Origin of the sequence: Streptococcus sp. 477 (genome assembly GCF_013277295.1) — a bacterium.
GTDB classification, from domain to species: Bacteria; Bacillota; Bacilli; order Lactobacillales; family Streptococcaceae; genus Streptococcus; species Streptococcus pseudopneumoniae.
On the sequence record NZ_VMMQ01000027.1, the window covers coordinates 1 to 14,026 of the forward strand.

Annotated in this window: 5 protein-coding genes and 2 pseudogenes; 1 reads left to right on the forward strand and 6 read right to left on the reverse strand. The window is 41.8% G+C overall.

Annotated features, from left to right (window positions below):
* Nucleotides 1-20 precede the first annotated feature (20 nt).
* Nucleotides 21-349, reverse strand: a pseudogene (locus HT691_RS04390) (helix-turn-helix domain-containing protein); the annotation flags it as partial.
* A gap of 387 nt (nt 350-736) precedes the next feature.
* On the opposite strand from HT691_RS04390, the gene HT691_RS04395 reads away from it, so the two are divergent.
* Nucleotides 737-1,930: an O-antigen ligase gene (locus tag HT691_RS04395; RefSeq protein ID WP_023934640.1), complete on the forward strand. Its 1,194-nt coding sequence runs from the start codon at nt 737-739 to the stop codon at nt 1,928-1,930.
* Between the two features lie 278 nt (nt 1,931-2,208).
* On the opposite strand, the pseudogene HT691_RS04400 reads toward HT691_RS04395, so the two are convergent.
* From HT691_RS04400 to HT691_RS04420, 5 genes and pseudogenes are all read right to left on the reverse strand, one after another.
* Nucleotides 2,209-2,676: pseudogene (locus tag HT691_RS04400) on the reverse strand (adenylosuccinate lyase); the annotation flags it as partial.
* Nucleotides 2,677-2,955: 279 nt separating this feature from the next.
* Nucleotides 2,956-3,990, reverse strand: a complete 1,035-nt coding sequence (locus tag HT691_RS04405) for an Rpn family recombination-promoting nuclease/putative transposase (protein ID WP_138706796.1) — start codon at nt 3,988-3,990, stop codon at nt 2,956-2,958.
* A gap of 100 nt (nt 3,991-4,090) precedes the next feature.
* Nucleotides 4,091-5,779 carry an alpha-L-fucosidase gene (locus HT691_RS04410; protein ID WP_050208109.1) on the reverse strand — a complete coding sequence of 563 codons (1,689 nt, stop codon included), beginning with the start codon at nt 5,777-5,779 and terminating at the stop codon, nt 4,091-4,093.
* A gap of 1 nt (nt 5,780) precedes the next feature.
* Complete coding sequence (locus tag HT691_RS04415; protein WP_172925268.1) at nt 5,781-9,569, reverse strand: sugar-binding domain-containing protein; 3,789 nt, start codon at nt 9,567-9,569, stop codon at nt 5,781-5,783.
* A gap of 237 nt (nt 9,570-9,806) precedes the next feature.
* Nucleotides 9,807-14,026, reverse strand: a 4,220-nt coding sequence (locus HT691_RS04420; protein ID WP_172925269.1) for a ZmpA/ZmpB/ZmpC family metallo-endopeptidase, incomplete at its 5' end; no start/stop codon positions are given.

Below are 14,026 nucleotides of genomic sequence, written 5' to 3' on the forward strand. Positions count from 1 at the left end.
ACATTAACGCCCTTAGCCTAGACCATCATTTCAGGAGAAATCTTTTGGTTATGATAGTGGAGAATCTTTTCCTTCAACTCCTTGTTCAATCTTGATTTCTTGACCGAGCGCTTGCGATTATTTTCATAAGACTGTTGAGCATAGTCGGCAGAATAAACCTCTTTAAAGCGTCCTTTTCCAAGACATTGTCAGACTGTCCCACGCTTGTTTCAGTATGGATAGTTTGAGGAGCTTTTCCAAGTAAAGAGGCGATTTCTCTATTTGATTTCCCTTCCTTTTTCCATCGTTCGATTAAGCGACGGCTATCGATTATCAAATGTTTGGCTTTTGTAGTATAATGGTTTTGCATCTCTGTGCCTTTCTTGTATTTGTGATTGAACAACAAGTATAACACAGAGGTGTTTTCTTATGCCTAGAAGAGCTTTCATTTGACAAGAGGAACCCTTGAAGCAGTTTTGTCAGCTAAACCAAGGCTAATCTTAGCCTTGGCTTGTCAGTCTAACAGCATCAAGCCTCTTATCAAATGAAATCGCGGGCTAGCTATCAGCTAGTTGAACCATCTAATTTTTAGGAGGGCTGGGTGGCTAACTTCATTATAGAACTTTCAATTATCACATTCGAATTACATTTTATTTTGGAAAACGTTTCCTTTGTTTTCAAATTGTTAAAAAAGTGGTACAATATAGGATAGCTTACTATTATCTGAATCAGCTGATTTGGAGAGAAAGGATTCATTTTGAAATCAATAGGCTTTATTGAAAAGCTGATAGGGTTGTCTAGTAAAGAGCTGATTTTATTGGGAATTATCCTGAGTATCTTTTTGCCCTTTTATCTTTTTGTAGTTGTATTCTGTTTATATATTATCAGTTTGATTTTTACAGGAGACATGAAAAGTATTCTTCAGAAAATGGGGGAGCATCCGATGCTGCTTCTTTTTCTTGGCTATAGTACTGTTATATCCATTCTTGCACAAAATTGGATGGGTCTTGTGGCTTCAGTAGGAATGTTTTTGTTTGCTATTTTATTTTTGCAATATCAGTCGATTTTATCACATAAATTCTTTCGATTAATTTTGCAGCTCGTCTTGTTTGGTAGCGTCTTGTCAGCTGCTTTTGCGAGTTTAGAACATTTCCAAATTGTGAAGAAATTCAACTATGCTTTTCTTTCACCCAATATGCAGGTGTGGCATCAGAATCGTGCAGAAGTGACCTTCTTTAATCCTAATTATTATGGAATTATTTGTTGTTTCTGTATCATGATTGCTTTCTATCTATTTACAACGACCAAGTTGAATTGGTTGAAAGTATTCTGTGTGATTGCAGGCTTTGTTAATCTCTTTGGATTGAACTTTACGCAAAATCGAACTGCCTTTCCTGCTATTATCGCTGGAGCAATCATCTATCTCTTTACGACTATTAAAAACTGGAAGGCCTTTTGGCTTAGTATTGGGGTATTTGCGATTGGCTTGAGCTTCCTCTTTTCCAGTGATTTGGGAGTTCGGATGGGGACTTTAGATTCTTCTATGGCAGAACGAATTTCTATTTGGGATGCTGGGATGGCCTTGTTTAAGCAAAATCCTTTTTGGGGTGAGGGGCCATTGACCTACATGCACTCGTATCCTCGGATACATGCTCCTTATCATGAACATGCTCATAGCCTTTATATTGATACGATTCTGAGTTACGGAATTGTGGGGACTATTTTATTAGTTTTGTCTTCTGTTGCTCCTGTTCGCTTGATGATGGATATGAGTCAGGAGTCGGGGAAACGTCCGATTATCGGCCTTTATCTATCTTTCCTTACAGTGGTTGCTGTGCACGGAATTTTTGACTTGGCTCTCTTCTGGATTCAGTCAGGCTTTATTTTCTTGCTAGTTATGTGCAGTATTCCATTGGAGCATCGAACTTTGGTATCGGACATGACGGATTAAGTTTTATAAGATTAAAATTCTTCTACCTTGGGTAGGAGATTTTTTTATACGATGGGCATGTCGTGCATCTGAGGTGTAAGTCCTCTGTAGAGATTCACTATCGGTGAATATAGTGAAATGAGATAAGAACAGGATGAATCAATCAGGACAGTCAAATAGATTTCTAACAATGTTTTAGAAGTAGAGGTGTACTATTCTAGTTTCAATCTATTATATTTTTTAGCAAAGGGCTTTGAGATAATATAAAAATCGAAGTTCTCTCACTCCTATAAATGGAGTCATAGAAATTCGATTTTTTCTAATGATTCTAATCCTAGACGTTCAAAGATAGGCTCCACTCGTTTGGTATAGTAAAGATGGTTGAAAATCTCATCGATTTCCTCTTGTGTCAAACGTGATGTCACCTCTGGATCTGCTTCCAGAAGTAGTTTGAAGTCTACTTGCTTGTCCCAAGAGTAGGCTGTTTTTGGTTGTACCAAGTCATAGGCTTGCTCACGGGTCATGCCTTGTTCAATCAAGGTCAACATGGCACGTTGGCTAAAGATCAGACCAAAAGTCGCGTTCATGTTGCGGATCATGTTTTCTGGTAAGACCGTCAAGTTCTTGACGATATTTCCAAAACGGTTGAGCATGTAGTCAATCAAGATGGTCGTATCAGGTGTGATGATACGCTCAGCTGATGAGTGGGAAATGTCGTGTTCATGCCAGAGAGCCACATTCTCATAGGCTGTAATCATGTGACCACGCTCTAAACCCTGTTCAATCCCCTCTGCACGACCGCGTTCCAACCCTTTTTCCTCAGCTTGTTCCAAGGCATAGTCCTGCGCTAACAAGGCTTGTTCTTCGCGTCTGCGTTGTTCACTAAACATTTCCCTATCCTCCTCGGACCAGCTCTTGTAATCCAGCAGTTGGTCTGCCTGGCTGATGGCTCGCTCGAGTTCCTGGGTAAAAGGTTTATTCCCAAAAAACTCCAACCATGCTTTGCGAACCTCGTCTTTGCTGGTTTCTCTGTATTTTTTTAGGTCTTATTTGTAATGTTTTTTCAATAGCGACTCAAACTCAGCGACGCTCATACCCAGCTGATGGCTGGCAACCTCGGAAGTCAGAAGTCCTTGCCGAACCATATCCAGAAAGGCAAAAAGTTTTCCACGTTCAAGTCCACGCTCTAAACCTTTTTCAATGCCCTGTTCAATCCCCTCAGCTCGACCACGTTCAAGTCCACGCTCTAAACCTTTTTCGATGCCTTGTTCAATCCCCTCAGCTCGACCACGTTCAAGACCTTCTGCACGACCTCTCTCCAACCCTTTTTCTTCAGCTTGTTCCAAGGCATAGTCCTGCGCTAGCAAGGCTTGTTCTTCGCGTCTGCGTTGTTCACTAAACATCTCCCTGTCCTCCTCGGCCCAGCTCTTGTAGTCCAGCAGTTGGTCTGCTTGACTGATGGCTCGCTCGGGTTGCTGGGTAAAAGGCTTATTACCAAAAAACTCCAACCACGGCTTGCGAATGCTATCTTTGCTGGTTTCTCTGTATTTTTTTAGTTCCAAGAACGCCATCTTAACCAGATGATTTTCTTGTCCATTATTGGTGATGGTTAAAACCTCACCTGTCGTATCCTCGCGCATACTAAAACTATGAAAAGCTAGGTCATCTGAGAAATAATTGCTGTCCACGATTGCGATAGCATATACTGGTGCAATGTGTTTGTAACTCTGGTGGGTGTCACCTTCACGTTGGCGAATTTTTTCTAGGTTTTGATTGACCTGACTACACAAATAAGCCCACAGGCGATTGATGAAAAAATTCTGATGATGGACTTGAATCTCAATGATTACTTGAGTGCCATTATCTAGTTCAGCTAAAACATCTATACTGGTATAGAAATCCTGTGCCGAGTACGGCAGGGAAGGCAAGACGTGAATGTTGCTTCCCTCCAAAATGGTCACATTTTTGGCTGGCAAGTCCAGCATATCGCGAATAAACTGACAAGTGATTTCTGGGTTGCTGAAAATTTTCTTAGCAACCAAGTCATTAGTTGGGCTAATGCCCGGATGACGTAATGTCATATTTCTTCTCCTTTCATTATAGCACATTTTTAAATCTAGGTTTACTAGATTCACTGCTACTATCTATTTATTCGGAAAAGAAATGAGTTGTTAAGATATTTTATCTCGTTTCAACTAAAATATGAGCTTGATCAATCAGCTGTCCATCAACAGTCAGATTCAGATAGAAATCCAAGGTCTTATCGGCAGCAAAATACAGGGTTGGTATGGTCAAATCTTTTTTGCTTTCCCCAGCTTGGAATTGAAGGACTTGAATCTCGTCCTGATAGACGACACCATGGACACCTGTCCCCGGTTGAATCGAAATCTTAGCTTCCAAAGGAGTACTACTTTCGCTACGTTCAATCCTAAAATGAAGAGTCTCTCCCTTTGCCACAGCTAGGCTTTTTTCTGCAAATGCTAATCCCTGAACAACTTCTTTTTTTGATAAGCTAGGAGTTTTATAGAGGGAAATCTTGGTCAGTACAGGTAAATCCTGTGTCTCTGTAATCATCACGCGCACCTTCTGTGCCTCTACTATCGGCCCTCGCAAGAGGCGCTTATGAGCAACTGTGAAGCCCCTGCCAAACTCCTGCCAGACACCATCCACCTCTACTTGCACATGAAAAGCAGCGATTCGTTGCCCTAGCTTCAAATCTTCTCTTAACTCAATTACATCAAAAGTTTTAGGCGCTCCCAAGTCGAGTTCTAACTGGATAGGCAAGCCTACATCGCTTGCCCAAGAACTGGTCTCAAGGCCATCTGTCAGATGATGACAAGCAAAGTCTGCGGAAAGAGCTGGACCAGATACCTTAGCTCCCAGAGCCAAATCTTCTTTATAGAGCTCATTGCGATAAGCCGCAAATTCATAGAGGCGTTCAATATCCTTTCCATCAAAGAGCCCATCTTGATTCGGCGGAATATTGAGCAAGAGAGGCATGCCCCTCCCTACCGAGTGAAAATAAATCTCGACCAACTCCTCAAGAGACTTAGGATCCTGATCTTCATGGTAAAACCAACCCGGCCGGATGGAAACATCTGCCTCACCGATTGAAAAAATCGTACCCGAGGGATCCCCATGTTGAAGATAGTCCAACTCTGCTTCTGTCCCTAGTTTATCAGGATTCACCTTTTGCCACAGGGGATCACCAGCATATCCTCGTTCATTGCCAATCCAGCGGATACTGGTGCCTTCTGTTGAAAAAATTAAGCAATCTCCCTGCAGGTCACGAATGGTTTCAAACCATTTTTCAAATTCATAATTGATCTTTTGAGCACCCTCTCCTCTGGCACCATCCATCCAGACCTCAGCAAATTTCCCTCCATTTCCATAAGCAGGATTTGATAAAATCTCCTTCAGCTGAGCCAGATAATAGGCATTATAGTCCGCTTCTCGGTTCACATGATAGAGCGGGCTGTGGGCATCCCAGGGTGACAGGTAGACCCCCATATCCATATCAAATTCTGTAGCAGCTTGAGATACTTCAAGGAGCAAGTCCCCCTCTCCATCCCTCCAAGGACTGGCCTTAACCGAATAATCTGTGTGAGCCGTCGGATAGAGGACAAAGCCATCGTGGTGCTTGACCACCAAAATCAACTTCTTAAAGCCCGTTTCCTTGAGCACGCGAATCCACTCACGCGCATCTAACTGTGTCGGGTTAAAGTGTTCAGGATCCTCCTGACCTGTCCCCCATTCCTGGTCATAAAAGGTATTAGGCCCAAAATGGATAAAGGCTGCTAGTTCATCCTCTAAATACGCTAACTGGGCCTGACTAGGCAAGGGGCCATGCGGTTTTATTGCTCTTACCATACTACTTCCTATCTACATTTTTCTTTACTTTTTTGGCATACACTTGCAATTCTGTTAAGGCTAGGGGGCTTGCCAAGTTTTCAAATCGAAGACGAAGGGCATAGGTTTCCACCTTGTCAAATTCAAAACGAAGCTCCTCATCCTTGTCACTTGACACTTTTCGGATAGCTGATACAGGGCGCCAATTCTCCTCTTGTTTGAGCAGAGAATCCTTGTCCAAATGATTTGGAGTCCGAGGCAAGCTAGGCTCATTCCCTACATAATAATCGATATGGGTAGGATCCACCGCCACGTAGTCTTGATTTTCGACATAATACAAGGTCACATTATCCACAAATCGCGGTTTTAAAATCCCTGCATCTCCAAAAAGAATGCCGACATTGGCTTGCTCTGACTTGGCAATCCAAGTATTGGCTGTCGATTTCTTCCGAGAAATGACCTTGTCATTGAGGTAAGAGACTGGGTGATTAGGCTCTGAGTGGGAAGCAAATACCAGAGGCAGGTTGGATCCTGTCCACTGATTGGAAATGACTTCCCCATCTACACTGGCATCTGTCACATGAATGGTGACTGTTGCTGGCAACTCACAGCCCGCTACTTGTCCTGTAAGAATACATTCTCCTACCTGAGCATAGACTTGAGGATCGAGTTCATCCCAAGTCACCTTGGCCGTATCTCGTCTGCCATCTGATAAGACTAGCTTAACTCGGTCTGGTAGGTGTGGGGCTTCCTTGACAAGCGTCCAAATCCTTTCAGTCTCAATAGCGCAAATCCCTTGGACACAAATCTGAGCAGAAGCCTTTAAATCCAGCCCTTCCAGCTGACCAGATACCATAAACTCATGAAAGCTTGCCATATCTTCTTCGGAGATTGCCTCCCAAACAACCTTGACTCGTTTTGCATCGCCAGACTCATAGTCTACCAAGACTGAAGATGGCAGCTGTGGATAAGTCCCCCTATCTGTATATAAGCGAAGTGGTCGTACAAAAACTGCTTGCCCTAGTGAGGTATTTTCTGCGACCTGCAAATGAGTTTGATAGGCCTTCCCTTGATAAATGGCGCGGATAGCCAAGTCCCCTGCAGACAAGCAATGAAGCACTCCCTGCTTGATAATGGCGTGGGCACTGCCACTCATCTCCCAAATCACTTCACTATTCCCCACCTTGTTCACAGGGTTATCCACAGTTTGTGGATAAAGTCCAATGGCTGGGGAATCCCCTTCTTGTAATCCTGACTGCTTGTCCACTCGAATCTCAAATAAGCGCTGATTTTTCACTAGCTGGCAATCAAAAGTCTCTCCCACTAAAAGATCAAAACTTGCTGGCTCTAGCCCTCTAGCACTGGCTTTTACTCTCACTCGACCTGCCTGCTCCAAGCTCTGAACCAAAAGTACAGCTCTGCCATGAAAGGCTTTCCTCTGAAACCGAGCATTTTTCTGGGCTTGGTAACGTTCACGACTGGCCTGCCTACCATTATCCACACCTACAATACGAGCAGGGCCTTCAATTTTAAAATGAAGCTGATTGGAAGCAGTCGGCACCCAATTTCCAGCTTGGTCCAATACATCAAAATAAAGATAGAGGAGATCTTGCCCATCTGGCTCCAGTTGTGTTTTCTCGGCATGTAAGCCGATTTGGGCTGGCTTACCTGCAGTCACCACCTTATCTTCTGCCACAAGCTGACCTTGACAGTCATAGGCCACAGCACGCAATTCTCCCGGTTGATAAGCCAAAGGCCATTCGAGATAGAGTTGGTCAGAACCTTCTCCCTCTTGGTATTTTCTGCCATCTGAAGTCCATTTCTCCTGAAAGGTCTTCCTACCTTGAGATTTTCCATTGAGAAATAGCTCTACTGAACCAGCATTTGAATACACTCGAACAAGGATATCCCCATACTTATCCACAACTTGTTGATAACTCTTGTGGATTTCCCAATTCCAGTGAGGTAGGATATGAACCATGGGATACTGATCTAGGTCCAACCACTGACTTTGATAGAAATAATAGTCATTTTTAGGAATCCCTGCCGTATCCACAAGCCCAAAATAGGAACTCTTTACAGGCATGTCATTTTGATTGTGCCAAGGAGTGGGCTCACCAATATAGTCCACTCCTGTCCAAATAAACTGACCCGCATAGTCTAGCCGATTTCTATCTGCTATCCAAGAAGCCGTCGCTGTCTTCCCCCAAGGAACTCGATCATTTCCATAGTCTGACTGTTCAAAATTCCGCACGCGGCGATTATCCCCAACCCATTCCTTAGCTGGGCGAAAATAGCTATCACGCGTTCGGGTAGCCGATGAGGTTTCAGACCCATAAAGTTGCCACTTAGGATGTCTTTTGCGAATCCCGTCAATATTATCTTCCGAGTAATTTAAGCCCACCACATCCAGCAAATTGGCTATCTTTTCATGACCTCCAGAACCATCGCCAAAGCGGAATTGATCCATTCCCATGGTCACAAAACGACTCTCATCCACTTCCTTGACCCTTTCTAGCAAGCGTTTGATCGTCTTCAATGAATGGGCATCGCCATTTGCTTCGCTGACTTCATTTCCCAAGGACCACATAAAAATAGCTGGATTGTTCTTGCCACGCTCAATCATGATGCGCAAATCGTAATCTGACCAGAAATCGCCTGCTTTCGCATCTGGGTGAGTCGCTTCTTCCTCAAAAAAGCGACCATAATCATATTCTTTCTTGCCTCCATACCAGGTATCAAAGGCTTCTTCTTGGATAAGTAAGCCCATTTTGGCAGACAGATCCAGCAAAATACTACTAGCTGGATTATGGGTAATTCGGATAGCATTGACCCCCATTTCCTTCATCTGGCGCAAGCGTCTCTCAGCAGCTGACTTGTTTTCCACAGCTCCCAATGCTCCGTAGTCATGGTGCAAACAAACCCCATGAATCTTCAACCAGCGACCATTTAGAAAGAAACCCTTATCCGCTTGCCAATCCATATAGCGGTAACCAAAAGTCTCCTCTTCTTCATCAACCAAAATGCCATTTTTGTAGAGGCGAGTCTTCAATTGGTAAAGGTGAGGATGATCAATATCCCAAAGCAAGGGTTGAAAAATTGATATGGCTTGTTGGAAATGATGTTTGCCTCCAGACTCAATCACTAGAGAGTCTGTCGCCTGCCAGTCTGAAACCTGTTGTCCATCATACCAGATACTCTGCTCCAAATATACCGACACAGACTGAGAGCCATCATTTGAAACCTTACTTGTAAGCTGAGTCTCCACCCATCTATCTCTTTGTTCCTTGAGCTTGGGACTTTCTATCTTAATCCCATACAAATCCAGATGCACCGAATCTGTCATCAATAATTTTACTTCTCGGTAAATACCGCTACCAGAGTACCAACGACTGCTAGGTTGCTGATTTTCCACAAAAACCGCAAGCTGGTTGGCCGTCCCATCATTTCTTAGATAAGGGGTGATATCATAAGAAAAGGGTGTATAGCCATTGGGATAATAGCCCAGCACTTGCCCGTTGATATAGACTTGGGCATTCATGTAAACCCCATCAAAGAGCAAACGCACAGAAACAAGACTGGCATCTTCTTCCAAGTAAAACTGTGTCCGGTACCAAGCTTGACCACCATTTAGCTGCCCACCCTCATTTTGCGCTGGCGAATACTGATCAAAATCATTGTAAATACTCCAGTCATGTGGTACTTGAATCGACTGCCAATTTTCCCTCTGAAAATCCGGCGCCAAGGCCTCTTCTTTCCCCACCTCTTGACTAAAAAACCAGTGATTTCGTAAAACTTCTTCTCTTCTCATACAAGCATTCCTCTTTAAACAAGTCTATTGACTTGACTATAGCACAAAACAAAAGCGCTTTCAAGACTTCCTCCATCACTCCCTAAATCCTCAGAAAAGATTCTATAATTTGTGGAAAAGTCTGAAAATCACTCCATGTTCATATAAACTGTCATTTTCAAGAAACAAGGTCAAACCTTACAAGAGCGCAAAAAACACCCCTCTGAATATTCATTCCAGAGAGATGTTCCTTTTGTCTTAGCTATTATAAATCGACTGTCTAAAATCATCTGAATCTTTGAGATAAGCTTTATAAATCGCTTTTTTCAGTTTTTGCACTGGTGTTTCGATAAACATAAATTTCTGAGCTGTTGTGTTTCCTGCTTTTATTTGAGCAAGTTCCTCTTTAACAGCTTTATTCATAAGCTCTTGTAATTTTTCTTTACTATCAATCACTTCTTCTTTTCCGTTGTAATTTATAGTAATTGGTGTTAACTTACCTAATTTCTCAACACGCTCATTTATTTGCTCTTTTTTGAACTCAGCATATGTTTTTCCTAGAATTTTATCAAAAATATATTTATCTGATAACGGTACTCCCTCTGCTTCAGCTTCTTCTTTAAACTGATTTGATACATAAGGAACAAATCCTTCATAGTAGCCCAAAGCAGCCATCAATTCAAAGGCTTGTTTTCTAAAGGTGATGTCCCCACTCATACCAGAGTCATTTTGACTAACACCATAAATGGTATCAAACATATCAACGGTATAGTAACCATTTGGTGCAATTTTACCTTTATCCTTAAAGCCAGCAATGATATAACGATTGACCAGGATATGATTGTCAATTAAACTATCAATATCTGTCAAGTTTTTGGCATCTTCTAAGGTCAGAGCTTGAATCTCCTCACTCTTATGAGTCGGTTTAACTGCTGTATTACGGTAATCTATCCATCTTCTAAATGGTGAACTAATAGGAACTATTTTCTTGAAATATTTAGTTTTTTCTTCATCAGTTAGATTTTTCGTTGCCTCAGCTTCTAGATAATCTAGAGTATAAAGGACATCAAAACTTCCCTTCATGTAAGATTGCAAATCTTCTGCCGTTTTAAATCGATCAGGTGTCTTATTGTAAAATCCATCCTTATCACTCTCATCATATACAAAGTTGAGATTGAAATAAGTATCCTTTTCTGGATTATAGGAGTTTTCAAAAATACCACGCGCATAAAACTCTGCGGCTGTACCATCTCGACGACCGTGATTATTAAACAAGACCGTTCTATCTAGTAAGTGCGTCATTTCATGAGAATAAGTCGCTGAACCTCTATCATCCAGAACTCTATCTATAAAGTAACGGACACCTAATCCATTAGCCTCAGCTCCCACCTTACTTACTGGAGAATAGTAATTCATAGGAGTCATAAACTGGTCGACCCCCTTATCAGCTCCACTACCAGTAGCTGGTGACCAAGTGCTATCAATCTGGGCATTCGGATTACTTGTATATTTCTTCATCGTATCAATAATCAAGCGATTTGTCAGCAACTTATCACGATTTTCTGGTTTTGTTATACGATAAAGAGTATCGACATAGTTGGCTTGTTGTACAGCCGCCTTTTCAATTAAAGACTTGACTCTAGCAAGCTCAGCCTGGTACTTAGTTGGATTAGACTGGGCGAGAGAAGTATCTATATAGGAACCAATATTACCGTAAGTAATCGTCGCCATATTACTAATCACATAAACATTTGGTTCTTTCACATTCAAAAGTCCCAAAATAGCAGCCATATTAGCCTCTTGTTTACGAGGATCCTTTTCCCCAGCTGTCAACTTGCTATACAGCCCGACATGCGCTGAAGGATTTTCCTTAGATGGTTTTTCAACAATCATAGCTTGGCTAGATTTTTTAAGCCAGGTATCCGCATCATCTGACGTAAAGAGTTGGCGATTGCTGTCTAAAAATTCCTTCAAGCTAGCCTTACCGGTGATAGTCGATAAATATTTTGTAAATGTTTGAGGACTATTGGTCAATTTTATCTCTTCATAAGACATGGATCCTAATTTTTTCAAACTAGCCAAGGCTGTCATTGTCTTATTGCCAAATGAACTTGGATTAAAGGCCAGAATATCACGAATATTCGTGTCCCCAAATTGAATATTATAAAAACGATTGATATAAGACAGTCCCAACAAAATCTGCTCTTTGTATTGCTCCAGCTCTTGTTTGACCTTGCTGCGATTTTCAGGGGTATCTCCTATAATTCCTAATGTATGCGAGGCAATCTTTTTGAAACTTGACTCAGCTTGCCTCTTCGTCTGATCAAAGCTTTCTTGGATTGACAGTTTTTGAAGATACTCTATGCGCAACATATCTTTGACCTCTTGGTCAGTGATATTTGGGTGTGTTTTTCTGAGCGCAATTCTCCTTGTTATAATATCTCGAGGATCATAGGTAGGCTCTAACTGTGCTTTTAGTTTACTGTCATGTAAGAAGTCTACTGACCTCGCGCTTGTGGTCAGAGCAGACACATCCACAGCATCTTCTCTCTCACTATTAGCTGGAAGCAAGTGTGGTTTATCCTCCTGACTACCAACTAAAACAACTCTCGGTTTCATTGGTTTTGTTATTTGACTCACTTCTCGAGGATTAACCAATTCACCAGTTTGTTCATTGATAGCGTAGGTTCTGGTAAGTGTATTCTCACCAACTTCTCCTTCAGAGGCTACCTTTTCCATCTTTTTAGCAAGAGAAGAATCCTCTCTTCGTTCCTCAGTAACAGCAATCGGTTGTATTACTTTTTCCACATTACCAACTTGAATCACTTTATCGACTGCTGGATTCACTTGTCTAGTAGTGTCAGATACCCTCACCTGACCTGTTGCCTGGTCTAGTTGATAAGTCGTCCTAGTTTCCACCGAACCATCATGTCCTGCAACTGCTACTTCCTGTCGTCTGAACTCCAAAGCAGGATTCACCTGGTAAATCGTTTTACGAGATAGGACAGTAGTTTCAACACTCGGTTTAGTTCCAACTTCTACAACTTGATCAACTTTGTTAACTACTATTTTGACAGTTTTACTCTCAGAAATATTTCCACTTGCTTGATCTTTAGTATAGGTAGTAGTAACTTGTTCTTGTCCCTCAACACCCGGAATTTTTACTCTTGTAACGCCGTGGTCTAGTGCTTCATTCTTTTCATAAATGGTTTCATAAGGAACGACTTTGGTCTCTACTTTGGTCTGAGGAAGTTGAGTGTCTTCTTTAGTACCAACCAAGATTACTTTTTGTCGCATAGGCTTCGTTACTTCAGTTTTTTCTGTTGGATTTGTTAACTCTCCTGTCTCAGAATTAACTTCATAAGTTTTAGTGACGGTTGTTTCCCCTTGCTCGCCCTCACTTTGAACCTCTTCTTTTCCTTTCGGAAGTTCAGGGTTATCTTTTCTCAACTCGGTGATTTCTATAGGTGACACGATCTTTTCTACATTTCCAACTTTTACTATTTTGTCTTTAGCTGGAGTGTTTTCTGTTGTAGTTTCTTCTGAGATAGCTCCTGTTTCTTGATTTACTGTGTATTTTGTAGTTGATACTGAGCTACCATTCTCCCCTGGTGTTTCTTCTTGTTGCACATTGTAACTTAAATCTGACGATGCTTTATAAATTGTCTTAAAAGGAATTTCTTGTGATTGAACTGTTGGTTTTGTTCCTACTGCCGTTATTTTCGCTTGCATTGCTTTGGCTACTTTTGTTGAAACTTCTGGATCAGTTAATTCTCCTGTCGTCGAATTTACTTTATAAACACTTATAGTCGTTGTTTCTTCATCTTGACCTTGTTCTCTAACTACTTTAACCCCTTTATCAAGTGACTCATCCGCGATAAACTGTTCACGTCTTTTGGTTGTTGATCTTGTTTCTTCTACATTTCCAACCTTAACAACTCTATCTACTGGATGTTTTTCTATTTTTGTTGAAGTGTTTTCTACTATTTTCCCAGTACTTTCATCAAAACTGTAAGAAGTAGTTGTCACTTCCTTACCATTTTCGCCTGCTACTTCTACTCGTTGCTCTTTGTAATTTAAGGCTGGTGAAGCTTTATATGTTGTTTTATATTCCAATACTTTTTCTTTCGTTACTGGACTTGGGACAGTTGGTTGCTCTTGTGAATCTGACTGTTCTTGGGGAGATAAGGGTTCAGGCTGAACAGCTGATTCTGGTTCGTTTCCTTGACTTGGGTTGACCTCTGGAGATGGAGCCGTTTGTTCTGGTTGTTCTGGTTGTTTTTGGGGTTCTTGTGGGGCAGACTCACCAACATCCTTTACCCCCTCAACTGGATTCTCCAGCTGGTTCTCCTCACCCTTTTGTTCCGCAGGAGATTGATCTTCTTCGCGTCCTGATTCCATGGCTGGGGTTGCTGGTTCAGAATCTTTGGTCTCAGCAGTTGCTTTAGATGGATGATTAGACTCAGTACCTTGTGGGG